Source organism: Rhizobium sp. BT04 (assembly GCF_030053135.1).
Taxonomy (GTDB): domain Bacteria; phylum Pseudomonadota; class Alphaproteobacteria; order Rhizobiales; family Rhizobiaceae; genus Rhizobium; species Rhizobium binxianense.
On sequence record NZ_CP125652.1, the window covers coordinates 2,201,075 to 2,222,278 of the forward strand.

25 protein-coding genes are annotated in these 21,204 nt (G+C 62.2%); 15 read left to right on the forward strand and 10 right to left on the reverse strand.

Annotated elements, in window-relative coordinates; all coding sequences use genetic code 11:
• Nucleotides 1-14: 14 nt before the first annotated feature.
• From QMO82_RS19315 to QMO82_RS19330, 4 genes are read right to left on the reverse strand one after another with little or no spacing between them, the layout of a single operon-like run.
• Nucleotides 15-524 carry a chemotaxis protein CheW gene (locus QMO82_RS19315; RefSeq protein ID WP_183609562.1) on the reverse strand — a complete coding sequence of 170 codons (510 nt, stop codon included), beginning with the start codon at nucleotides 522-524 and terminating at the stop codon, nucleotides 15-17.
• The gene (locus tag QMO82_RS19320) at nucleotides 521-2,572 is read right to left on the reverse strand and encodes a chemotaxis protein CheA (RefSeq protein WP_183609561.1); all 2,052 of its coding nucleotides are present in this window, start codon (nucleotides 2,570-2,572) and stop codon (nucleotides 521-523) included. The genes QMO82_RS19315 and QMO82_RS19320 overlap by 4 nt, the downstream gene beginning before the upstream one ends.
• On the reverse strand, nucleotides 2,569-2,937 hold the full coding sequence (locus QMO82_RS19325; RefSeq protein ID WP_183609560.1) for a response regulator: 369 nt from the start codon (nucleotides 2,935-2,937) through the stop codon (nucleotides 2,569-2,571). The genes QMO82_RS19320 and QMO82_RS19325 overlap by 4 nt, the downstream gene beginning before the upstream one ends.
• Nucleotides 2,934-3,263 carry an STAS domain-containing protein gene (locus QMO82_RS19330; RefSeq protein WP_183609559.1) on the reverse strand — a complete coding sequence of 110 codons (330 nt, stop codon included), beginning with the start codon at nucleotides 3,261-3,263 and terminating at the stop codon, nucleotides 2,934-2,936. The genes QMO82_RS19325 and QMO82_RS19330 overlap by 4 nt, the downstream gene beginning before the upstream one ends.
• A gap of 342 nt (nucleotides 3,264-3,605) precedes the next feature.
• Between QMO82_RS19330 and QMO82_RS19335 the strand changes: the two genes are divergently transcribed.
• On the forward strand, nucleotides 3,606-5,348 hold the full coding sequence (locus QMO82_RS19335) for a chemotaxis protein (RefSeq protein WP_183609660.1): 1,743 nt from the start codon (nucleotides 3,606-3,608) through the stop codon (nucleotides 5,346-5,348).
• A 32-nt stretch (nucleotides 5,349-5,380) separates the two neighbouring features.
• On the opposite strand, the gene QMO82_RS19340 is transcribed toward QMO82_RS19335, so the two are convergent.
• Together QMO82_RS19340 and QMO82_RS19345 are read right to left on the reverse strand one after the other, a co-directional pair.
• Entirely contained in the window at nucleotides 5,381-6,463 is a 1,083-nt protein-coding gene (locus tag QMO82_RS19340) for a tetratricopeptide repeat protein (RefSeq protein WP_183609558.1), read from the reverse strand.
• Nucleotides 6,464-6,473: 10 nt separating this feature from the next.
• A complete protein-coding gene (locus QMO82_RS19345; RefSeq protein WP_183609557.1) occupies nucleotides 6,474-7,127 on the reverse strand; it encodes a thiamine phosphate synthase in 654 nt (217 codons plus the stop codon).
• A 107-nt stretch (nucleotides 7,128-7,234) separates the two neighbouring features.
• Here QMO82_RS19345 and QMO82_RS19350 point away from each other — a divergent pair, with 107 nt between their 5' ends.
• Together QMO82_RS19350 and QMO82_RS19355 are read left to right on the forward strand one after the other, a co-directional pair.
• Entirely contained in the window at nucleotides 7,235-7,999 is a 765-nt protein-coding gene (locus tag QMO82_RS19350; RefSeq protein WP_183609556.1) for a sulfite exporter TauE/SafE family protein, read from the forward strand.
• 67 nt (nucleotides 8,000-8,066) lie between these two features.
• Complete coding sequence (locus QMO82_RS19355; RefSeq protein ID WP_003542830.1) at nucleotides 8,067-8,327, forward strand: helix-turn-helix transcriptional regulator; 261 nt, start codon at nucleotides 8,067-8,069, stop codon at nucleotides 8,325-8,327.
• Nucleotides 8,328-8,534: 207 nt separating this feature from the next.
• Here QMO82_RS19355 and QMO82_RS19360 read toward each other — a convergent pair whose 3' ends face one another.
• Nucleotides 8,535-8,708, reverse strand: coding sequence for a YdcH family protein (locus QMO82_RS19360; RefSeq protein ID WP_097618313.1), 174 nt, complete (start codon nucleotides 8,706-8,708; stop codon nucleotides 8,535-8,537).
• A gap of 227 nt (nucleotides 8,709-8,935) precedes the next feature.
• Between QMO82_RS19360 and QMO82_RS19365 the strand changes: the two genes are divergently transcribed.
• The 8 genes from QMO82_RS19365 (at nucleotide 8,936) to QMO82_RS19400 (ending at nucleotide 15,835) form a co-directional block, all read left to right on the forward strand.
• Complete coding sequence (locus tag QMO82_RS19365) at nucleotides 8,936-9,139, forward strand: YdcH family protein (RefSeq protein ID WP_003566445.1); 204 nt, start codon at nucleotides 8,936-8,938, stop codon at nucleotides 9,137-9,139.
• Nucleotides 9,140-9,156: 17 nt separating this feature from the next.
• Entirely contained in the window at nucleotides 9,157-9,651 is a 495-nt protein-coding gene (gene purE / locus QMO82_RS19370) for a 5-(carboxyamino)imidazole ribonucleotide mutase (protein WP_097618312.1), read from the forward strand.
• Complete coding sequence (locus QMO82_RS19375) at nucleotides 9,648-10,724, forward strand: 5-(carboxyamino)imidazole ribonucleotide synthase (RefSeq protein WP_183609555.1); 1,077 nt, start codon at nucleotides 9,648-9,650, stop codon at nucleotides 10,722-10,724. Before purE ends, QMO82_RS19375 begins: the two co-directional genes overlap by 4 nt.
• Before the next feature lie 163 nt (nucleotides 10,725-10,887).
• Nucleotides 10,888-11,013 carry a type B 50S ribosomal protein L36 gene (gene ykgO / locus QMO82_RS19380; RefSeq protein WP_003582204.1) on the forward strand — a complete coding sequence of 42 codons (126 nt, stop codon included), beginning with the start codon at nucleotides 10,888-10,890 and terminating at the stop codon, nucleotides 11,011-11,013.
• A 111-nt stretch (nucleotides 11,014-11,124) separates the two neighbouring features.
• Entirely contained in the window at nucleotides 11,125-11,739 is a 615-nt protein-coding gene (locus QMO82_RS19385) for a hypothetical protein (protein WP_183609554.1), read from the forward strand.
• Nucleotides 11,740-11,855: 116 nt separating this feature from the next.
• A complete protein-coding gene (locus tag QMO82_RS19390; protein ID WP_183609553.1) occupies nucleotides 11,856-12,908 on the forward strand; it encodes an alpha/beta fold hydrolase in 1,053 nt (350 codons plus the stop codon).
• A gap of 107 nt (nucleotides 12,909-13,015) precedes the next feature.
• Nucleotides 13,016-14,752 carry a gamma-glutamyltransferase gene (gene ggt, locus QMO82_RS19395; protein WP_183609552.1) on the forward strand — a complete coding sequence of 579 codons (1,737 nt, stop codon included), beginning with the start codon at nucleotides 13,016-13,018 and terminating at the stop codon, nucleotides 14,750-14,752.
• Between the two features lie 108 nt (nucleotides 14,753-14,860).
• Complete coding sequence (locus QMO82_RS19400) at nucleotides 14,861-15,835, forward strand: threonine/serine dehydratase (RefSeq protein ID WP_183609551.1); 975 nt, start codon at nucleotides 14,861-14,863, stop codon at nucleotides 15,833-15,835.
• 57 nt (nucleotides 15,836-15,892) lie between these two features.
• Here QMO82_RS19400 and QMO82_RS19405 read toward each other — a convergent pair whose 3' ends face one another.
• Nucleotides 15,893-16,690, reverse strand: a complete 798-nt coding sequence (locus QMO82_RS19405) for an SDR family oxidoreductase (protein ID WP_183609550.1) — start codon at nucleotides 16,688-16,690, stop codon at nucleotides 15,893-15,895.
• A 116-nt stretch (nucleotides 16,691-16,806) separates the two neighbouring features.
• On the opposite strand from QMO82_RS19405, the gene QMO82_RS19410 reads away from it, so the two are divergent.
• On the forward strand, nucleotides 16,807-17,742 hold the full coding sequence (locus QMO82_RS19410) for a GlxA family transcriptional regulator (protein ID WP_183609549.1): 936 nt from the start codon (nucleotides 16,807-16,809) through the stop codon (nucleotides 17,740-17,742).
• Nucleotides 17,743-17,779: 37 nt separating this feature from the next.
• Here the strand turns inward: QMO82_RS19410 and QMO82_RS19415 are convergent, their stop codons facing one another.
• Both QMO82_RS19415 and QMO82_RS19420 read right to left on the reverse strand, forming a co-directional pair.
• Nucleotides 17,780-18,586, reverse strand: a complete 807-nt coding sequence (locus tag QMO82_RS19415) for a phytanoyl-CoA dioxygenase family protein (protein ID WP_183609548.1) — start codon at nucleotides 18,584-18,586, stop codon at nucleotides 17,780-17,782.
• Between the two features lie 230 nt (nucleotides 18,587-18,816).
• Nucleotides 18,817-19,713 carry a LysR substrate-binding domain-containing protein gene (locus QMO82_RS19420; RefSeq protein WP_183609547.1) on the reverse strand — a complete coding sequence of 299 codons (897 nt, stop codon included), beginning with the start codon at nucleotides 19,711-19,713 and terminating at the stop codon, nucleotides 18,817-18,819.
• Nucleotides 19,714-19,830: 117 nt separating this feature from the next.
• Here QMO82_RS19420 and QMO82_RS19425 point away from each other — a divergent pair, with 117 nt between their 5' ends.
• From QMO82_RS19425 to QMO82_RS19435, 3 genes are read left to right on the forward strand one after another with little or no spacing between them, the layout of a single operon-like run.
• Nucleotides 19,831-20,250 carry a tautomerase family protein gene (locus tag QMO82_RS19425; RefSeq protein ID WP_183609546.1) on the forward strand — a complete coding sequence of 140 codons (420 nt, stop codon included), beginning with the start codon at nucleotides 19,831-19,833 and terminating at the stop codon, nucleotides 20,248-20,250.
• A complete protein-coding gene (locus QMO82_RS19430) occupies nucleotides 20,247-20,648 on the forward strand; it encodes a cupin domain-containing protein (protein ID WP_183609545.1) in 402 nt (133 codons plus the stop codon). Before QMO82_RS19425 ends, QMO82_RS19430 begins: the two co-directional genes overlap by 4 nt.
• Nucleotides 20,645-21,202 carry a DUF4865 family protein gene (locus tag QMO82_RS19435; RefSeq protein WP_183609544.1) on the forward strand — a complete coding sequence of 186 codons (558 nt, stop codon included), beginning with the start codon at nucleotides 20,645-20,647 and terminating at the stop codon, nucleotides 21,200-21,202. The genes QMO82_RS19430 and QMO82_RS19435 overlap by 4 nt, the downstream gene beginning before the upstream one ends.
• The last annotated feature ends 2 nt before the right edge of the window (nucleotides 21,203-21,204 follow it).

Genomic DNA, 21,204 nt, shown 5'->3' on the forward strand with positions numbered 1-21,204 from the left:
GAATTCATCCAGCGTCAAGTGACGGCGCGCGCCGTATTGTGCCTCGATGAAAAAATCGCCTGCAGGTTGGGGAGAATGATGAACTCTCCGCCCCTCTTCACCAGGCAGTTGATGTAGTCGGCGCGCCAGCGCATGCCGACGCTCGGCGGCGCCTCGCTCGCGGATTTTGCAAGCGTCGTCACCTCGTTCACCTTGTCGGTTCTGAGGCCGACCAGGGTCTGCTCGCCCTGCAGATCGATCTCGATGACGATGAAGCGGCTGTCGATCGTCGCCTCTGCCGCCTCCATGCCGAAGGCCAGACGCAGGTCTGCGAGCGGAATGACCTTGCCGCGGAAATTGATGACGCTGGCAACGAAGGGCTGGCTACCCGGCACCGCGGTTTCCGGAAGCAGGTCCAGGATTTCCTGGACGATGACCGCTTCCAGCGCGAAGGTCTCGCCGTTGAGATCGAAGGTCAGGACCTCGACTTCCTCGGCATAGCTCCAATGATTGTCGAAGCGTTCGACTGCTGCTGTTGCACTCATCCTGCTACCCGCAATTGCGCCTCCTGTTGCTGACCCGCGGCAACCAGATGCCCGACGTCGAGAATGAGGGCGACGCTGCCGTCGCCGAGAATGGTGGCGCCCGAAAAGGTCGCCACGTCGTTGTGCAATTTCGACATCGACTTGATGACCGTCTGGTGGTCGCCGATGATCTGGTCGACGACGAGACCGACGCGCTCCGTCCCTGTGGAGATGACGACGACCTTCTGGTGCACATCCGGCTTGGTGCCGGTGCGGAAGAGGTCGCGCAGGCGCAGAAACGGCACCAGGCTGTCGCGCAGCGAGATGAAGCTGCGGCCGCGCGAGCGGAGATCTTCCTCAAGCGACAATTCGAGACATTCTTCGACCGCCGAGAGCGGGATGACGTAGCGGCCGGAGCCGACGCGCACCAGCAGGCCGTCGATAATCGCAAGCGTCAGCGGGATGCGCAGCGACACTTCCGAACCCTGTCCCGGTACGCTGACGATGTCGATCGCGCCGCGAAGCGCTTCGACCGTCTTCTTGACCACGTCCATGCCGACGCCGCGGCCGGAAAGATTGGTGATCGCTGCTGCCGTCGAAAAGCCGGGAGCGAAGATCAGCTGCAGCAGCTCGGAGTCGGAAAGCGCCTGGCCTGGATGGATGAGGCCGGAGGATTCCGCCTTGGCACGGACCCTTTCACGATTGATGCCGCGGCCGTCGTCCTTGATCGAGATGATCACTTCGCCGCCGGCCTGGCGGGCCGAAAGCGTCACCGTGCCGGCTTCGGTCTTGCCGGCGGCAAGGCGGTCGGCGGGCGTCTCGAGGCCGTGGTCGATCGAGTTGCGCACCAGATGCACCAGCGGATCGGCTAGGCGCTCGATGACTGTTTTGTCGACTTCGGTCGTCTCGCCCTCCGTTACCAGCTCGATCACCTTGCCGGTCTCGCGGGCGAGATCGTGGACGAGGCGGCGGAAGCGGGAGAAGAGAGTGGCGACCGGTACCATGCGCAGCACCATCATCGTGTCGCGCAACTCGCCGGAGAGGCGTTCGATTTCTTCCGAGACGGAGCGTAGCGCGATATCGGCGCTGGCGCTGGCGAGCTGGCTGAGGCGCGACTGCGCGATGACGAGCTCGCCGACGCGGTCCATCAGCTCGTCGAGACGTTCGGCCGGAACGCGGACATTCTCGGCTGCCTTCGCCTGGCTGACGGCGACGGGCGCCTCGCGCCTGGCCGGAACCGCCTCGACGGGACGGAATTCCGGGACGGCAGCCGGCGGAACCGGCGCCGCCGATACCGCGGCAATAGGGGCAGGTGTCGGCTTTGCTTCGATCGGAGCGGCGGTTGCAGCTGCCGCGCCGTGAATCTCCTCGACGCTGAGTTCCATATCATCGAGCACGAAGATGAAGACGTCGTCGATCGCCGAGCGATCCTGCTCACTGGTCAGCGTCACGTCCCAGGAAATATGGAGTTCCGTCGGAGTGAGCTCGTCGAGAGGCGGAATGGCCGATCTGTTGGCGCGTACGGTACATTCGCCGAGATCGCGCAGCTCGTCCAGCAGGCCGAGTGGATTGGTGCCGTTGGCCATCGAATTGGCCGGCAGGCTGAAGCGGATGCGCCAGCTGTTCCTCTTCTTTGCCGGAGCTTCGCACACCGCTGCGGGTGCGGAAACAGCAGCCGCTGCTTGAGCGGGCGCCTTGCCGCCGACGGCAGCCTGCAGCTGCGCCAGAAGTTTCTGGCCGGTATCGCCGTGATCGGCGTCCGGCTGATCGACGAGGGCGCGCATATGGTCCTGGGCGGCGAGAACGGCGGCGACCAGTTCGCTGGTCGCCGCAACCTCGCCCTTTCGAACGCGGTCGAAGGCCGTTTCGCAATGATGGGTGAAGGCAGCGAGCGCCTCGAAACCGAACATCGCGCCGGAGCCCTTGAGCGTGTGCAGCCCGCGGAACACGGCGTCGACGAGATCCTTATTGTCGAGCTCGTGGGTCAGATCGAGAAGACCGGCCTCGATCGCTTCGAGGCATTCGGCTGCTTCCATGCGGAATACGGCGACCGGATCGAGCATACTCATCTTCCGAGGACCTTTTTGACGATCTTCACGAGATTTTCCGGGTCGAACGGCTTGGTCAGCCAGCCCGTTGCGCCCGCCGCCTTGGCACGAGCCTTGAGATCGGCGTCCGATTCCGTCGTCAGAAAGATAATCGGAACACCGGCCTGGGCCGGCAGCTTGCGCAACTCCTCGATCATCGTCAGCCCGTCCATGACGGGCATGTTGAGATCGGTCACGATCAGATCGAAGCTGCTGCTCTTGGCCTTCGCAAGGCCTTCTGCCCCGTCGGCGGCCTCGGTGACGGTGTAACCGGCATTGGTCAGCGTGACATTGGTGGTCAGGCGAATGCTGGCGGAATCGTCAACGGTCAGGATATTTGCAGTCATAATGTCACCTTTTTATGCAACCAGAAATTTTCGTCTTCTTTGTCGAAGGATTCGATGAAACCTGCGCGCTCAAGTACCTTCAGAACCGCGCCGCTGGCCGGCGAAGAAAGTTTGAACGTCTTTCCCTTGGCTTTTGCTTGGCGACGAGCGGATTCGATGAGCTGAATGAAACTCAGATCCGCTTCAGCACTTTCGGGAATCTCGATGATGATTACATCACGGCCGTGAAATTCATCTGTAATCTTTGAATATAATTCGGAGACGCAGCGGATACTCAGCAAATCCGATAACTTTATAGATTCGTAATATTGTTTTGGAGTATCCAACGCAGCCCCCTCGGCCAGAGAAATACTTGATGCCCTTAAGAGGACTCTCACGACAGCGTTAATGCAGGGTAAACAGCGGTTGTATGAAACTACCGTATAACGAGTCCTGAGACTCCCCAATTCTCATCCGGAATAAGTTGTATTTTCCTCTCAAAATTTAGAAACAAATAAAATAAAAGCAGCAGGTTAAGCAACATTAACCAACCATACGATTCGAGCGGCGCCTCCATCCATCTTTCGTTAATCACAACGCAGACGAGTCTGGCGCGTTTACCGGACGTTTCCATCCTGCCCGTAGAAATAGAGTCAGATTAGCCTGTGTTTTAAGAAAAGGTATAAATGTTGGCACACGCTCTGGTATCGCCGACCGCTGCAGCCTACATATCCGGGCGGGATATCGGCCGGACCCTGGAATCCGCCCGCAGCCGGGTCGAAGAACGTTTCCTCGAAGGCGGTACCGTGCTGCTCTCGGTGATGGATGTTCTCAACCGCCTGTTGAATTCTCTTGAGAGCGTCACCGCGGCGCTCGACAATGGCGAGTCGAGCGATACCGGCGCCGATCTCCGTGCCACGGTGGAGAGCCTGACGGCGCTGCCGGTCACCGAAGAAAATCGTCAACAGGCACTCGTCTCGCTGGCGCAGACCGGCAGGGAGCTGCGCAAATACGTCTCCGACATGCAGGAGACGATGCGCTATCTCAGAACCTTCGCCGTGACCGTGAAGATCACCGGCGCCGGCCTTGCCGAATTCGCCGGCTTCGCACAGGAGATCCTGGAGCGAATCTATTCCGGCACCGATGAGGTCAACCGTTTCGCCACGCATCTCGACAGCCTCGACAAGGAGGTCAAACTCGCCGCCTCCTTTGGCGCCAGTGTCTCTAAGGGTTACGCCGATACCGTTCCGGCCGTCGCGGCAGCCCTGCGCGACGACGCCGCCAAGATCGCCCAACACCGCAAGCATCTCGGCGTCGTCGCCCGTGAGGTCGGCGCGATTGCCCGCGGCGTCCAGAGCAAGGTCGCGTCGACGCTCTCTGCCCTGCAGATCGGCGACATCACCCGTCAGCGCATCGAGCATGTGCAGGCCACCCTTTCACTGCTTGAGGAATTCTTTGCCGGCGTGGAGGGCGCAAAGCTCGACGCCGACGCGCGCAAGCGCTTGCAGAACGTCATCCACCATTTGACCGCAGCGCAGATGAGCGACATGTGCGCCAATTTCCAGCGGGATTCGGAGAACGTCGTCACGACGATCGCCAGTTTCGACCACGACATGCGGGAAATCCTAAAGCTGCGCGACCAGATGAGCGGTGAGAGCGGCGAGGACGGCGGCAATTTCATGCGCGCGCTGGAATCCAGTGTTTCGGCGGCCCACGAAATTGTCCGGCAGGTCGACACGGCAAGCCGGCAGGCCGACCAGGTGAGCCAGTCGACGATCGGCACAGCCGCCAAGCTGTCTGAATCGATCGCCAACATCCGCGCCGTCAAGACCGACATCCATTACATGGCTTTGAACACCAACCTGCGCTGCAGCCGCCTGGGCGAGGAAGGCAGGTCGATCAACGTCGTCACCGCCGAGCTGCGCATCTTCGCCGGCAAGCTCGACGAATCCGCCGATGCCATCGTCACCGGCCTGCCGGCGCTCGAAGCCGCGGCTGGGCGTGTTGCCCCCGCCACCGATGTCGGGGCCGGCGGTCTGGGAGAAAGCCTGACGTCGGCAGTCGGCAACATCCGCTCCGCAGCCAATGTGATGGAAAGCGAGCTGAAGGTGCTCGCCGAGGCCGGCCGCGAGGTGGCCACCAAGATCAGCCTGCTGATCGGCAAGCTCGATTTCCAGCGGGATCTCGGCGAAGTCTTTGCCCGCTGCGCCGATCTGCTCGAAAGCGCCGCCGGCACTGAGGTCGCCGATATCTCCGATCTCGCCGAGGCGATCGCCCCGCTCGACCACAAGATCTTCAAGGCCTACACGATGGTCCAGGAGCGCAACATCCATCGCGACATATTCCCGACCTGCGAAGACAGCGCCCCCGCTCCCGCCGAGACCCCCAAAGCCGAAACCGACGAGGATCTTTTCGCCGACGCGCTTTTTTAAAGCCTCTCCCGGTCGGGAGGCCCGGCAGCCAATTATCGCCGCCGGAACTTGTTGGCGGCCTCGATCGCCGCCTTCTGCTGATCGTCCTCGATGCCGAGATAGAAATCCTCGAGTGACGGATCGGCAAGCCCGGCCCGGCGCGACAGCACATACCATTTCGCCGCCTCGACCGGGTCGGGCGGCGTGCCGATGGCGTTGATGTAGAGATGGGCGAGCTTGTTCTGGGCCGCAACGTTGCCGCCATTGGCGGCAAGTTTCAGCCATTCGAAGCCCTTGACGTAATCCTTCGGCCCGCCGACGCCGTTGACGAGCCAGATGCCGAGATCGAGCTGGGCCGTATCGAAGCCGGCGCGCGCAGCACGCGCCATCCACTCGCGGGCGAGCTGCTTCTTTTCCTCAGGCAAGTCCTTCAGCGTCGCGTAGATCTGCGCCACGGCATATTGCGAATCGGCAATGCCCTGCTCGGCCGATTTCTCGTAGAACGGCAGCGCCAACTTCAGTCCCTTCTCGCCGGGATTATCGGCGACGACGATCTGCGCCCAGTTGAATTCCGCCGAAGGATTGCCGGCCTCGGCCGCCTTGTGCATATAGTCGTCGGCCTTGACCTTGTCACGCGGCACGCCCTCGCCTTCCATCAGCATCAGCGCATATTTGAACATGGCCGCCGCATCGCCGCCTTCGGCCGCCTTGCCGTACCAGAAGGCCGCATTCTTGACGTCCTTCTTGACGCCGAGACCCTGCGACAGGATTTCGCCGATCAGCGTCTGCGCCGCCGCATCACCGAGTTGGGCGCGCGGCAGCGCCTTGTCCATTGCCGTCAGGTAGTAACCGCGCTGGAAGGCGCCGTAAGCCTCGTCGACAGGTCCCTTATAATCCTTTTCCGGCGGCAGGTCCGGCAGCTTCGCACCCATGCGATCGAACACGCCGACACCATCGGAGGGCCGCACGACCGGGCCGGTGGGCCGGTCGGTGCGGAAAGTCGAAGTCGGCCCGGAGCCTGGCTGGTTTACGACACTATCCGTTGCTTGCGCCAAGGCGACATCCGGCCCGGCCGCAACGACGGCGGCCATGCTGGCAAGGATAAATTTCAACAGGCGGGCGGTCTGGATCGGCATGAGCGCGATTTCAATCCTCAAACCGTGGCGCTTTTTCGTCAAGCAACGCGTTGACTTCGGCGACGATGGATGGCGCCCGGGTGGGCTCGCCGAAGACTGCCAGCCGCAGGGCCACGAACTCCGCTCCGGTCTCGGCGACGGCAAGCGCCGAAGCCGGATCGGTGCCGCCCATGACGATGCAGGGGATTTCGATCATCGAGGCCCACCATTCGCCGAGCGCAAGGTTCTTCGGATGCGCCTCCGGCTTGATGTCGCCGTCGAGCTTGCCGAAGAAGATATAGTCCGGCCTGACTTCGCCGATCTCAAGCGCTTTGTGCCGGTCGGCCGCGTTACCGCCGCCGACGATCAGCTTCGGCGCATGTTTGTCGATCGCTTCCGAAAGCGCCTCCGCATTGCCGGAAAGATGCAGGCCATCGGCCTTCGCCCGGCCTGCAACACGGCTGTCGCCTGATATCAGCGCAGCCGCTCCGGCATCCTGGATCAGCGGCACCAGCTTCTCCGCATGTTTCTGGAAGGTGCCGTCGTCGAGCCCATATTGCGGCACGATCACCGAAGCGACATCGCCGCCCTTCAGCGCGTCGGCGACGATCCTCGCCTGTTCATCGGCATCGGCAATATCGGGTGCGATGAGCACCAGGCGGCAGCGGTTTTCCGGTTCGGTCATGAGGTCTTTCCGTTTCCTGCGAATTCCCCCTCGAAATCGGGGATCCGCACTCGTTTTGTGTGAGTAGTTCCGTTAGACGAGGCTTGCAAGAGGAGGACGCCGAAAGCATGCCGCAGGATTTGTCATTCTACTACGCCGCCGTGCCCGCCGTTCTGCTCGTGGGCCTCGCAAAGGGCGGCATGGGCGACGCTTTGTCGCTGATCGGCCTGCCGTTCCTCGCCCTCGTCGTCTCGCCGGTCGAGGCGGCGGCGATCCTGTTGCCGATCCTGGTCTTCATGGACATGATCTCGCTCGTCATCTGGCGCAAACACGGCGACTGGGCGACGCTGAAGATCATGCTGCCCGGCGCGGTCTTCGGCATTGCGCTCGGCTGGGCGACCTCGGCGCTCGTTCCGGGCAATATGCTGCGCATCGTCATCGGCGCGGTGACTATCCTCTTCTGCCTGCGCTATTTCTGGAACAATTACGGCCCGGGTGCCGGCAAGATCATTCCGCCGCGCGGCCAGCGGCCGGTGGCCGCCGGCCTCTGGGGCACGTTTTCCGGTTACGGCAGCTTCGTCGCCCATGCGGGCGGCGCGCCCTTTCAGATCTATGCCCTGCCGCTGAAGCTACAGCCGCGCGAATATACCGGCACCAGTGTGCGCTTCTTTGCCATCCTCAACGCCATCAAGCTGATCCCCTATTTCGCGCTCGGCCAGCTCGACACCCAGAACCTTGCGACCTCCGCGACGCTTCTGCCCTTCGCCCCGCTCGCCACCCTTGCCGGCGCCTGGTGCGTGCGCCGCATGAAGCCGGCGATCTTCTATCCGTTCATGTATGCGATGGCCCTGATCGCCGCCTTGCTGATCGTGCGCGAGGGCCTTGGCTGGTAAGGATTCCCCCACGCTGCATTGCACAATTTCCTTGCTGCGGCGGCCGGTTTGACGTAGCGTTCCCGGTATGTCGAACACGGACCCCTTCTCTGCGATTGCCGATCCGAACCGGCGGTTTCTGCTGGAGGAGTTGCGCCGCGCTCCGCGGACGGTCAACGAACTTGCCGAAGGCCTGCCGATCAGCCGTCCTGCTGTGTCGCAACACCTGAAGGCGCTGCTCGACAGCAACCTCGTCTCGGTGACATCTGAAGGCACGAAACGCATCTACACGGTCAACAACCGCGGTTTCGACAAGCTCAATTTATGGCTGGATCAGTTCTGGGCTTAAGGCGTGTTCGCCAAAGCCTAGTGGGACACGATGCATATGATGCAGCGCCGCCCGACGCCTGCGACCCAAAAGCGCCAGCCGCGATGCTGGCAGGCATCGGGCTGGCGCAAATCTGGTGTGAAATCACCGGGTCTTGCTGATTCTAGGCGGAATGGATGGATTTACCTTTTCTTTCGCAAGATGATCGACCGGCGACCCTTGGGAAGATCAGTGGACGGATGACTTGAGACGCTGAATCTCGTCCTTGATGCGCAACTTGCGGCGCTTGCATTCGGCAATTTCCGTATCGGAGATAGAGGGAGCTGTTCTGAGCGTATGCAACTCTTCCTCGAGAGCGACATGCTTTTTCTGGAGTGATTCAAGATGAGCTTGAACTGTCATTTGACCCTTCCTTCCTCTTACCCTCCCCGGCCATCATCGTCGGGGATCAAGGTGTCAACGGCCGGACTGTGACATATTTTTGAAGGCTTGTCGAAGGCCAAAAGATGAAGACTAGATGGCAATTTCATGATCAAGACTAACTAGCCGTTACCTGTATTTGGTGATAGGAGCTTGCGGAAATCATCGGCAGATCGGACAAGATCCGAAGACGATAACGGGGAATGCATATGGCCGATCAGGAACAGGCGGAAATCAGGCTCACGGTGGCGCGGCTGCGCCAGGAGCACGAGGATTTCGACGCCGCGATCAATGCCATGATCCAGATCGGATGCGATGCTCTGCGGATCCAGCGCATGAAGAAGAAGAAGCTCGTCATCAAGGACAGGCTCTCCAAGCTGGAAGATCAGATCATCCCTGACATCATCGCCTGAGAGGAATAGCAGCAACGATGACAGACAGACCGCTCGTCGCCATCATCATGGGCAGCCAGTCCGACTGGGAGACTATGAAGAACGCCGCCGACACGCTGGAGGCGCTGGAGATCCCTTATGATGCGCGCATCATTTCGGCGCACCGCACAGTCGACCGGCTGGTCAATTTTGCCAAGGGCGCGCGAGCAGAGGGCTTCAAGGTCATCATCGCCGGCGCCGGCGGCGCCGCCCACCTGCCGGGCATGACCGCATCGATGACGCCGCTGCCGGTTTTCGGCGTGCCGGTTCAGTCCAAAGCCCTCTCCGGCCAGGACAGCCTTCTTTCCATCGTACAGATGCCGGCCGGCATTCCTGTGGGAACGCTTGCCATCGGCAAGGCCGGCGCGGTCAACGCCGCCCTGCTCGCCGCCGCCGTCCTCGCCCTTTCCGACGAAGAAATCGCCGATCGGCTCGACGAGTGGCGCGAGCGCCAAAGTGCTGCCGTCGCCGAATACCCGATGGACGACCTATGACGGCAACAACGATCGGCATCATCGGCGGCGGCCAACTCGGCCGCATGCTGGCCATTGCCGCCGCCAGATTGAATTTTCGCACGGTCATTCTCGAGCCGCAGACGGACTGCCCGGCCGCCCAACTCGCCAACCGGCAGATTACCGCTGCCTATGACGATCCGGCGGCACTGGCCGAACTGGCTGATATCTGCGATCTCGTCACCTACGAATTCGAAAACGTGCCCGTCATAGCCGCCGAGACGCTCTCGGCAAGCGTGCCAGTCTATCCGCCGCCGAAGGCGCTGGAAGCAGCACAGGATCGCCTCGTCGAAAAGCGCTTTCTCAACGACTGCGGCATCTCGACCGCCCGCTTCCACACGGTCGACAGCCAGGCCGATCTCGATACGGCACTGAAGGATTTCGGCGGCCAGGGCGTGCTGAAAACCCGCCGTCTCGGTTATGACGGCAAGGGCCAGAAGGTTTTCCGCTCGACGGCCGACAGCGCTGATGGCGCCTATGCCGCGTTGGGCAGCGTGCCGCTCATCCTCGAAAGTTTCGTCGCCTTCGAGCGCGAGGTCTCGATCATCGCCGCCCGCGCCACCGACGGTACGGTCGTCTGCTTCGATCCCGCCGAGAACGTCCATCGCAACGGCATCCTCCACACCTCGACGGTTCCCGCTACGATCTCGCCAACGACGTCGGACGCCGCGCGCCGATCGGCCGAGAAAATTCTTGCCGCGTTGAACTATGTCGGCGTCATCGGCATCGAATTCTTCGTGCTTCCCGATGGCGGTCTGATTGCCAACGAGATGGCGCCGCGTGTCCACAACTCCGGTCACTGGACCGAGGCCGCCTGCGTCGTCAGCCAGTTCGAGCAGCACATTCGCGCCGTTGCCAATCTGCCGCTCGGCAATGCCGAGCGCCATTCCGACTGTGTCATGCAGAACCTGATCGGTGACGATATCCTTGCCGTTCCCGACTGGCTGCGGCGTCCTGATACGCTGGTTCATCTCTACGGCAAGACCGAATGGCGCCCCGGCCGCAAGATGGGCCATATCACCACCTTGACGCGGAAATCGCCGGTTTTAACCTGAGAAAACACCGCAGCGCCTTGGGAAAAACACCTTCATGCGGTTGACATGGAAAAGGTGAAGAGGTATCTGCTCCCCCACCTAAGAGCGCGCCCGATGGCGCGCTTTTGATTGTTAAAGATACGGGCGAATGTGAATTCCCCCATAGAGATCGCGGATCAGAAAAATGAAGATCAAGAATTCGCTCAAGTCGCTCAAGGCTCGTCACCGTGACAACCGTCTGGTTCGCCGCAAGGGCCGCATCTACATCATCAACAAGCTGAACCCGCGCTACAAGGCTCGCCAGGGCTGATTTCGCGCGTCCGGATCGCCTTGCCGCGCAGTTTGCGCCGGCAGATATATCCGGTGGGTCGCTACGGTGATCACGTCAAATTTGTTTGATCTTCGGCGTTGGCGGGCTAATATGTCCGCCATGCGCTTTTTTGCTTTGACATCAGCGGCGCTGCCGCTCGCCCTCATCCTCCTCTCCGCCACTTTTCCGGCCACCGCCGCGGAAAAAGACGTCATCGTCGAGCAGACGGATGTCAACTCTTCACCAAAGCAGCACCTCGACCAGCTGTTCAGCCAGCTGAAGCGTGAGCGCGACCCCGACAAGGCCAGCAGCATCGCCAATGAGATCCGCATGGAATGGAACGATTCCGGCAGCGCCACCATCAATCTCTTGATGCAATGGGCCGACAAGGCGATCGAGGAAAAGCGCAATCCCGCCGCCCTAGACTTCCTCGATGAAGCGATCGCGCTGAAGCCCGATTATGCCGAAAGCTGGAACCGTCGCGCCACGCTGAATTTCGTCATGGGCAATTATCGCAAGTCGATGTCCGACATCGAGCGTGTGCTCGATCTCGAGCCGCGCCATTTCGGCGCGCTGTCCGGCATGGCGGCGATCCTCAGCAATTCCGGCAACGACCAGCTGACCTTGAAGGCTTGGGAGCGTTTCCTCGATGTCTATCCCGCCGAACGCACCGCGCAGGAACAGGTCAACACGCTTGCCGAAAAACTCGCCGGCAACCGCACCTGATTCCCGGGCTGACATCTTGACGTCGGATCACGCCGCGCAATTTTGGAATACAGAGGGAAACGATGTAGCGGTTTGTCCGCCCGCAGGTCATCCCGCAATTATCGCTCGTTAAGATCATGCTTGCAGAAGTTTCCGCCCTTCTCATCCCGCTCGCCGCCGCCATCGGTTACTCTTCCTACAAGGCGCGGCAATTCGAACACACCTATCCGAATATCGGCGAACTGACGGATGTCGGCGGCTACCGCATGAATGCCGTCCATATCGCGCGTCCCGAAAATGCCGACCTGCCCGCCCTCGTCTTCATTCACGGCGCCAGCGGCAATCTCCTCGATCAGGTCGTCGCCTTTCGCGCCGCACTCGAAGGCCGAGCGGAAATGCTCTTCGTCGATCGACCCGGTCACGGTTATTCCGAGCGCGGCGGCCCTGAGAACGCTTTTCCCTCCGGCCAGGCCGATGCCATCGCCAGGCTGATGGAAAAGCGCGGTATCGAAAAGGCTGTTATCGTCGGCCATTCCTTCGGCGGCGCGATCACTGCCGCCTTCGGCCTGCGCCATCCCGATAAGACATCAGGCCTGCTTTTTCTCGCACCCGCCACCCATCCCTGGCCGGGCGGCATCGACTGGTACTATCATGTCGCCACCGCGCCTGTTATCGGCTGGCTCTTCAACCATGCGGTCGTCGTGCCGCTCGGGCTGCGTCGGCTGGAGCGCGGCACGCTGAACGTCTTTCGTCCCAATCCACGCCCGGCCGACTACATCGAAAAGACCGGTCCGTCGCTGGTGCTGCGGCCGAGCGCTTTCCACAACAACGCCGCCGATTTCAAAAGGCTGCTCGCCTATGTGAAGGCACACTCACCGCTCTATTCGCAGATCACCGCCCCGACCGTCATCATCACAGGCGACAGCGACGAGGTCGTCTGGGAGCATCTGCATTCGCGCGGCCTTGCCCGCGATATTTCAGGTTCCGAACTTATCACCATACGAGGCGTCGGCCATAAGCCGGACTATCTGGCAACCGATGTCGCCATCGCAGCCATGGAAAAGATATCAGGCAAGCCGCGCGACCTGCAGGCGGCGGCTCGGAGGGCCGAGGAGAGGCTCGCCGCTTCGCGCCAGCAGACGCGCGCAACCCTGTCGTCGCTGACGCCGGACGCTTTGCGCGGCGCCTGACGTCTCCGGCTGCAAAACCGAGCTCCTTGCCTAAAGCCAGTCGCCTGCATTGTCTCGGGCCGCAGCGGCCCCATATGTTTCCATCATTGTCCATAGGAGGGGAAATCATGGGCCGCCTGCATATCGGGACGATCTCCGTCATATCGGCACTGTCGCTGAGCCTGACCTCGGCTTTCGCCGCATCGCCCGCACCAGTCGAAGCCGAGCACGGCATGGTCGTTACCGCCCAGCATCTGGCGACCGATGTCGGCGTCGAGGTGTTGAAAAGCGGCGGCAATGCCGTCGATGCGGCGGTCGCCGTCGGTTATGCGCTGGCGGTCGTCTATCCCTCGGCCGGCAATCTCGGCGGCGGCGGTTTCATGACCATCCGCCTGAAAGACGGCACCAAGACCTTTCTCGATTTCCGCGAACGCGCGCCGCTTGCCGCCACGAAGACCATGTATCTCGATGCCAAGGGCGATATCGTGCCGCGCGCCAGCCTCGACGGCTATCTCGCCGTCGGCGTTCCCGGCTCCGTCATGGGCTTCGAAACCGCACGCGAGAAATACGGCACGAAATCGCGCCAGGATCTGATCGCACCGGCGCTCCGCTTCGCCAAAGACGGCTTCACGTTGGAACAGGGCGACGCCGCAAGCCTCGCCGGCAACGCCAAGCGTCTCGCCAAGGACGAGGCGGCGGCGAAAATTTTCCTGAAGCCGGACGGAAAGCCCTATACATCGGGCGAAAAACTCCAGCAGCCTGACCTCGCCGCGGTTTTGGCCGGCATCTCCGAAAAAGGTCCCGACGCCTTCTACAAAGGCGCGCCGGCCGAAGAGATCGTCAAGGCGAGCCAGACCAAAGGCGGCATCCTCGCCAGGCAAGATTTCGAGCAATATGCCGTGCGCGAGTTGAAGCCGATCGAGTGCAATTACCGCGGCTACGACATCATCTCCTCGCCGCCGCCCTCCTCCGGCGGCATCATCATCTGCGAGATCCTCAATGTTCTCGAAGGTTATCCGCTCTCCTATCTCGGCTACAACTCGGCTGAAACCGTGCACATCATGGTCGAGGCGATGCGCTATGCCTATGTCGACCGCAATGCCGCACTCGGCGATCCCGATTTCGTCGAGAACCCGGTCGAGAAACTGCTCGACAAGAAATATGCCTCGGAGATCGCCGCCAAGATCGACCCTTACAAGGCCGGCACCTCGGCGAACCTGAAACCGCTCGGCGGCAAGGAAAGCACCGAGACGACGCATTATTCGATCATCGACGACGCGGGCAATGCCGTCGCCGTCACCTATACGCTGAACGGCTCCTTCGGCGCCGCGGTCGTGGCACCCGGCACCGGCATCCTGCTCAACAACGAGATGGACGATTTCACCTCCAAAACAGGCGTGCCGAACCTCTACGGATTGGTGCAGGGCGAAGCCAATGCCATCGCGCCGAAGAAGACGCCGCTCTCCTCGATGAGCCCGACGATCGTCACCCGGGACGGCAAACCCTTCATGGTGATCGGCAGCCCCGGCGGCTCGCGCATCATCACCATCACGCTGGAGACGATCCTCAACGTCGTCGATTTCGGCATGGATATCAGCCAGGCGGTGAACGCGCCGCGTCTCCACCACCAATGGCAGCCCGACAAGGTCTTTCTCGAACCCTATGCCATTTCGCCGGATACGGAAAAGACCCTCGCCGCCATGGGCTACAGCTTCGATGGCGGCAATGACGCGCCGCAATGGGGCCAGGCCGCCGGCATCCTCGTCGGCGGCAAAAGCCTCGCCGCCATCGCCAAGGGCAGCGGCGCCCGCTACAATGGCGCCATGGACAGCCGTGCGGCGGAAGGTTCGGCCAACGGCTATTAACCTCGGCAACGAGCGCAACACCATTCATGTCACGGTGACAAAGTCGCCGTTCACAAAGAGCTTGCCCGACCCTATGCATGATTAAATTCCAAGCAGGACGATTCCCGAATGGCCAGCATTGAAATGATCGTCGCCGCCCGCGCCCGCCTGCGCGGTCATATCAGGCGCACACCGCTTCTCTCCTCTCCCTTCCTGAACGAGATCGCCGGCCGGCGCCTGTTCGTGAAGGCGGAATGTCTGCAGCATTCCGGTTCGTTCAAGTTCCGCGGCGGTTGGTCCGCGGTCTCCGGCCTCGATCCGGCCGTGCGTGCGAGAGGCGTCATCGCCTTCTCCTCCGGCAACCACGCCCAGGGCGTTGCCCTTGCCGCCAAGCTGCATGGCGTGCCCGCCGTCATCATCATGCCGAGCGACGCGCCAAAGCTGAAGATCGCCAACACCCGCGCCTTCGGCGCCGAAGTTGTGCTATACGACCGCGCCAACGAGGATCGCGACGAGATCGGCGCGAGGCTTTCTGCAGAACGCGGCCTGACGCTGATCAAGCCTTTCGACGAGCCGCTCGTCATTGCCGGCCAAGGCACGACCGGCCTCGAAATCTCCGAGCAGGCGGAAGAGGAAGGTGTTACGTCTGCGGAGGTCCTGGTTCCCTGCGGCGGCGGCGGACTGACCTCCGGCATCGCCCTTGCCCTCGAAGCCAGCGCCCCCGGTTTTCGCGTCCGTCCCTGCGAACCCAGTGACTTCGACGATACCACCCGCTCGCTCGTCTCGGGCAGGATCGAGCGCAATGCCTCGATGTCGGGCTCGATCTGCGATGCGATCCTCACGCCGCAGCCTGGTAATATCACCTTTCCGATCCTGAAGCGCCTCGCCGGCCCTGGCATCGTTGTCACCGACGAGGAGGCGCTGCGCGCCATGGCGCTCGCTTTCGTCAGGCTGAAGATCGTCGTCGAGCCCGGTGCTGCAGTGGCGCTTGCCGCCGCCCTCTTCCATGATAAGGATCTGGAAAGCGACACAATCGTTGTCGTCACATCGGGCGGCAACGTCGATTCCGATATTTTCTCCACCGCCCTGGAACGCTTCGGTTGAGGTAAGTGCCCCAACCATCCGCAGCATATGCCGCGGATGGTTTTCGTCGGTAAACCATCATGCCAGCTCGTAACGCTTGGCCGGCGTGCTGCGAGACAGGTTCGGCATCAATGCCTGGCGCGCCTGCTCGTAGGCCGAAAGCAAGCCGGCATCCTCCAGCGCCGGAATCGTTGCGAACTCACCCTGCTCAAGTCCGGCCAGCGATGCATCGACCATGTCATCGGCCGACATTACGATCTCGTTCGGCAGATGCTCGATCGGCGTGCCGGCAATGCCCCAGAATTCCGTCGCCGTGGCGCCCGGTAGCACGGCCTGGATACGGATATTCTTCTCCGTCAGTTCATGTTTCAGCGACTGGCTGAAGGCGAGCACGAAGGCTTTCGTGGCGCCATAGACGCCATTCAGGCGCTCGGGCGCGATCGCGACGATCGAAGCAATGTTGATGATCGTGCCGCCGCCGCGGGCAACGAAACCGGGAACGGCGGCATAGGTCAGCCGCATCAGCGCCGTGACGTTGAGGTCGATCATCTTCTGCATCTTGTCGACATCGGCGGCAAGCAGCGGCGCCGTTCCGCCGACGCCGGCATTGTTGACCAGAAGCGTGATGCTCCGGTCCTGCTTCAGCACGCCTTCAACACGGGCGAGGTCGGCCGTGTTGCCGAGGTCGGCCACGACGGTCTCGACTGTTCTGCCCGTCTCCTCGGTCAGCCCGGTTGCCAAGGCCTTCAGCCGCTCGCCGTTGCGGGCGACGATGATAAGGTCGTAACCCTGCTTGGCCAGCCTGTGCGCATAGACTGCGCCGATGCCCGAGGATGCGCCGGTGACAAGCGCAGTACCCTTGTATTCCTGTGTCATGATCCATCTCCTTCAATTGCGCCGGCCTCTGCCCTGCGCCTGAGGAGAACCATACCCCGGATTGTCAGCGTCCTGAATGTCATATATACCACCTTTCAGGACATCGGAGCTTAGTCATGCAGACCATCGCTTTCCTGCTCTACCCCGGCTTCCAGATTATGGGCCTGGCGGCTGTGTCGGCCTTCGAATTCACCAATCTGCATTTCCACGAGAAGGTCTACGACATCCGCTACCTCTCGGAAGCCGGCGGTTCGCTGCGCACCTCGCTCGGGATGGCGATCGAGACCGAGCCCTTCGGCGATCCCGGATTCGATACGCTGATCGTCACCGGCGCGCCCGGCATTGCATTGCCAAGCCCCGGCGAAAGCGACTTCGTTCGCGCGGCTCTTGGCGCCTCTCGCCGCGTCGCTTCGATTTGCACCGGCACATTCTTTCTCGCCGAAGCCGGTATTCTCGACGGCCGACGCGCGACGACGCACTGGTGTCTCGCCCGCGAAATGAGGACGCGGTATCCAGCGATCAAGGTGGAAGAGGACCGCATCTTCATTATCGACGGCTCGGTCTGGACATCGGCCGGCATGACGGCCGGGATCGATCTGGCACTCGCCATGGTCGAGAAGGACCACGGCATAGAGGTCGCCCGCGCAGTGGCCCGAATGCTTGTCGTCTATCACCGCCGGTCCGGCGGCCAGTCGCAATTTTCCGCGCTGCTGGAGCTGGAACCGAAATCCGACCGCATTCAGAAGGCGCTCGACTTTGCCCGCGGCAATCTGAAATCGCAGCTTTCGGTCGAAGAACTGGCGGAAGCCGCCCATCTCAGCCCACGCCAGTTCAGCCGAGCCTTCCGCGCCGAAACCGGACAGTCGCCTGCCAAAGCGGTGGAAAATCTGAGACTCGAAGCCGCCCGGCTGATGATGGAGCAGAGCCGCCATCCGATCGACGTCGTCGCCGACGAGACCGGCTTTGCCGACCGCGAGCGCATGCGCCGCGCTTTCCTACGCGCTTTCGGCCAGCCGCCGCAGGCAATCCGCCGCAACGCCCAGCAGATGTAGCACCCGGCCTGCAACGGCCGGGTGCTTTCTGTCCTCGCTACCGGTCCTGAAGCGCCCGGCGGATTGCGATCTCGACCGGTGAATAGGCGCCGTCCTGCCGTTCGAGCCGAAGCGGTTCGGAAGGGGCAAGGCCGGGCTGCGCCATAAAGCGCGGCTCCCTGCCGCGATGCATCTGCGCTGCGTGGATGAGGAACGGATGGCACAGATAGACCGTGCCCGCCAGGCCCGTCGCTAACGCCAGCAGCCGGTCTTCCCCGACATGCTCCAGCCAGAGATGCGCCATCCCCGCTTCGCCCGCGGGCGCCAGAAGGCGGGCGATATCCTTATGCGACCCGACGCGGATGCGGGTCGGCGCGTCCTGCTCCCCGACATCCGAGAACAGGAACAGCATCAGCAGCGCCCGCCCGCGCGAGGTGATGTTCACCCGCCAGGCCGAAAAGTCCCGTTGTTCGTTCGGATCGCAATCCTCGCCGGGAAAGCTGAGGTCGACATGCCAACCGGCATCGCCGGGATCGTCGGGATGAGGAAAGCGCACCGGAAAGCTGCCGAGCCCATTACGCGGCTCCCAGCGCCCTTTGCCGACGAGCTGGTCGAAGGCTGAATGCAAGACAGGCGTGTTGACGGCCTTTTCGAACGGCCCACCGCCATAGCCGGCAAGCCGCACGACCGGCTGCGTCCACGTGTTTGGATCATCCGCAGCGAAGGGAATGTCGCGCCACATGATGACGCGCGCCTCCTCGGCCAGCTCCTGAGGAAAAGCATCGTCGATCCTGATGAAGCCATGCTCGATAAATTGTTCGATCTGCGCGGCGTTCAGCGCCGGCGGGTAAACAGTTGGTGTCATTAAATATCTCTCTATCGCCAAACCTGCCGGCTCTTTCCTTGGCCAGATGCAGGTGGTTGCAGTTCGCGGCAACGCGCCAACCGCGAAGGCTGGTCAGCGGCCGCGTCTTCTGATGCCCGAAGGCAGAGCCTCTAGAGGCTCAAGAAGAAGACTGTCGCGATATTGAGGGTGATCATCTTCATAGCGGTCCGAAGCTACAGGCACGCGCTCGAGGGGTCAACGCGGAGATGTCAGGCCGGCACCTCGCGCAACGCACCATGCACCGATTGCAGCACCAGTTCGCCAAGGCGCGCCGCAGCCGGCTGCGGTTCGGCTTCCGCCCGATGCAGGACCAGACCGAGCTTCGGCAAATCGGGCAGGCCGACAGTCCCGGGCACCAGCGGCCGCACCTTCGCCGGCAGCCCGATCGGCGTGCGGATGGTGAGGCCGAGGCCTGCCGCCGTCGCCGCCCAGAGACCGCCGAGACTGGGGCTGACGAAGGCGAGCCGCCAGGAAATACCGGCCTCGTCAAGCGCCCGGGTCGCCGCACTGCGCAACAGGCACGGCGCCTCCAGCGAGGCGAGCGGCATCGGCTCGCCGCTAGCCGCTTGCCATGCGGGCGGCCCCTCGGCAGGCCCGATCCAGCGCATCGGCACTTCGCCGATCCGCTCGCAATGGGTGGTCAGCGTGCCGTCGCTCCAGGCAAGCGCCAGATCGAGCTTGCCCGATGTGACGCGCTCGAGCAGTTCGGCATTGCGGACCACCCGCGCCTCGATCCGGACCTTCGGATGGGCACGCGCGAAGCGGCCGAGCACTTCGGGCAGCAGGGTCTCACCGAAATCCTCCTGCAGGCCGAGTCTTACCCAGCCCTCCAGCTCGACGCTGTTGACGGCCGCAGCCGCCTCGTCGTTGAGTTCCAGCAGCCGCCTGGCATAGCCGAGCATCGTCTCGCCGGCGTCGGTCAGCGCCAACCCGCGCCCCGCCTTGCGGAAGATCGGCGTACCCGCCTGCTCCTCCAGCTTCTTCAGCTGTGCGCTGACCGCCGAGGTCGAACGCCCGAGCCGCTCGGCCGCCTTGGCAAAATTGCCGAGCTCCATGCCGGTCGAAAAGGTGCGAAGCACATCGAGATCGAAGATCGTCCGCCGCATCATATAATCCCATTTTTCAGGATAATTAATCCATAAAATTCTGATTTTCAGCATCATCGTGCCGTGCGATGGTTCTGCTGTCAAGGCCGACAGACGGCCTGAACCATGGAGACCCCGATGCCCTTCGTTCGAATTTCCCTTCGCAAAGGCAAGTCGCCGGACTATCTTGGCGCAATCGCCGACAACATCCAGCGCGCCCTGATGGACACCTTCGACGTGCCCGAAAACGACCGTTTCCAGGCCATCCATCAACATGACGAGAATGAGTTGATCTTCGACCGCAACTATCTCGCCGGCCCGCGCTCCGACAATTTCGTCTATATCTCGATCACAACAGGCAGGCCTCGCACCGGCGAGATGAAGGCGGCGCTCTATCGGCGGATCGCCGATCTCCTGGCGCAATCGCCGGGCCTCCGGCCTGAGGATGTGATGATCGTCATCAGCACCAGCGCACCGGAAGACTGGTCCTTCGGCGACGGCATGGCCCAGATGATCGACCCAGACTGGCGGCTACGTGTGGCTGGAGGCCGGCAATGAGCGCTTCGAACCCGAAGACCATGACCATCAGGCGCCCCGGCAAGGCAATCCGTTCGCCGGAGAGCGTCGCGACTGCGCCCTTCTGGGTCGAGATGCTGCTCGAAGGCAGCGCCGATGGCGAGAACACCGCAATGCGCGCCGCGCTCGATCCCGGCACCATTACGCGCTGGCACACGCATCCCAGAGGCCAGTTGCTCTATGTGCTTTCGGGCCATGGGTTGGCGCAGAACGAGGGCGGCCCGATCGAAGCATTGCGGGCCGGCGACGCCGTCTGGTTTGCGCCGGGTGAGTGCCACTGGCATGGCGCAGCCGATGACAGCCCCTTCAGCTATATCAGCATCCAGCCGGTGGAAAACGGCAGCATCGTCAAATGGCTGGAACCGGTGGCACAGTCATGATCACCATGCAGTACAGCTTCACCCTGCCCGCCGATTATGACATGTCGATCGTCGACCGCCGCATCCGCGACAAGGGTCCGTTGCTCGACGGCTTTCCCAATCTCGGTTTCAAAGCCTATCTCAGCGCCCGCAAGGGAGAGTTCGGCAGCCACGACAATCTCTATGCGCCCTTCTATCTCTGGCAGAGGCCGGAAGGAGCAAGCGACTTCCTCTGCGGCCCAGGTTTCGAGGCTCTCACCAGCGCCTTCGGCTTGCCACAGGTAAGGACCTGGATTGTCTGGCAGGCAGAAATCTCGCCTGATATCGCCTCAGCCAGGTTCGCCACACGCGATGTCCTGCAGACAGAGCCTTATGCGCCGCTCGCCGACATCCGTCGTGCCGAAAGCGCAGAGGCTGGCGCCGACGTCGCGACAGGCGACGCACTCGCCTCCGTCTCCGGCTTCGAACCGACGACCTGGACGCGGGTGCGCTTCAGACTGTGGGGAGAAATTCCCGAGATCGGCGGACACACGCAGGCCTATCGCGTCGGTCACCTATCCCTGCCTCAACCCTGAAC

Coding starts and splice junctions, on each gene's coding strand:
- QMO82_RS19315 (WP_183609562.1), bottom strand. CDS start 524: ATGAGTGCAACAGCAGCAGTCGAACGCTTCGACAATCATTGGAGCTAT.
- QMO82_RS19320 (WP_183609561.1), bottom strand. CDS start 2,572: ATGAGTATGCTCGATCCGGTCGCCGTATTCCGCATGGAAGCAGCCGAA.
- QMO82_RS19325 (WP_183609560.1), bottom strand. CDS start 2,937: ATGACTGCAAATATCCTGACCGTTGACGATTCCGCCAGCATTCGCCTG.
- QMO82_RS19340 (WP_183609558.1), bottom strand. CDS start 6,463: ATGCCGATCCAGACCGCCCGCCTGTTGAAATTTATCCTTGCCAGCATG.
- QMO82_RS19345 (WP_183609557.1), bottom strand. CDS start 7,127: ATGACCGAACCGGAAAACCGCTGCCGCCTGGTGCTCATCGCACCCGAT.
- QMO82_RS19350 (WP_183609556.1), top strand. CDS start 7,235: ATGCCGCAGGATTTGTCATTCTACTACGCCGCCGTGCCCGCCGTTCTG.
- QMO82_RS19355 (WP_003542830.1), top strand. CDS start 8,067: ATGTCGAACACGGACCCCTTCTCTGCGATTGCCGATCCGAACCGGCGG.
- QMO82_RS19360 (WP_097618313.1), bottom strand. CDS start 8,708: ATGACAGTTCAAGCTCATCTTGAATCACTCCAGAAAAAGCATGTCGCT.
- QMO82_RS19365 (WP_003566445.1), top strand. CDS start 8,936: ATGGCCGATCAGGAACAGGCGGAAATCAGGCTCACGGTGGCGCGGCTG.
- purE (WP_097618312.1), top strand. CDS start 9,157: ATGACAGACAGACCGCTCGTCGCCATCATCATGGGCAGCCAGTCCGAC.
- QMO82_RS19375 (WP_183609555.1), top strand. CDS start 9,648: ATGACGGCAACAACGATCGGCATCATCGGCGGCGGCCAACTCGGCCGC.
- ykgO (WP_003582204.1), top strand. CDS start 10,888: ATGAAGATCAAGAATTCGCTCAAGTCGCTCAAGGCTCGTCACCGTGAC.
- QMO82_RS19385 (WP_183609554.1), top strand. CDS start 11,125: ATGTCCGCCATGCGCTTTTTTGCTTTGACATCAGCGGCGCTGCCGCTC.
- QMO82_RS19390 (WP_183609553.1), top strand. CDS start 11,856: ATGCTTGCAGAAGTTTCCGCCCTTCTCATCCCGCTCGCCGCCGCCATC.
- ggt (WP_183609552.1), top strand. CDS start 13,016: ATGGGCCGCCTGCATATCGGGACGATCTCCGTCATATCGGCACTGTCG.
- QMO82_RS19400 (WP_183609551.1), top strand. CDS start 14,861: ATGGCCAGCATTGAAATGATCGTCGCCGCCCGCGCCCGCCTGCGCGGT.
- QMO82_RS19405 (WP_183609550.1), bottom strand. CDS start 16,690: ATGACACAGGAATACAAGGGTACTGCGCTTGTCACCGGCGCATCCTCG.
- QMO82_RS19410 (WP_183609549.1), top strand. CDS start 16,807: ATGCAGACCATCGCTTTCCTGCTCTACCCCGGCTTCCAGATTATGGGC.
- QMO82_RS19415 (WP_183609548.1), bottom strand. CDS start 18,586: ATGACACCAACTGTTTACCCGCCGGCGCTGAACGCCGCGCAGATCGAA.
- QMO82_RS19420 (WP_183609547.1), bottom strand. CDS start 19,713: ATGCGGCGGACGATCTTCGATCTCGATGTGCTTCGCACCTTTTCGACC.
- QMO82_RS19425 (WP_183609546.1), top strand. CDS start 19,831: ATGCCCTTCGTTCGAATTTCCCTTCGCAAAGGCAAGTCGCCGGACTAT.
- QMO82_RS19430 (WP_183609545.1), top strand. CDS start 20,247: ATGAGCGCTTCGAACCCGAAGACCATGACCATCAGGCGCCCCGGCAAG.
- QMO82_RS19435 (WP_183609544.1), top strand. CDS start 20,645: ATGATCACCATGCAGTACAGCTTCACCCTGCCCGCCGATTATGACATG.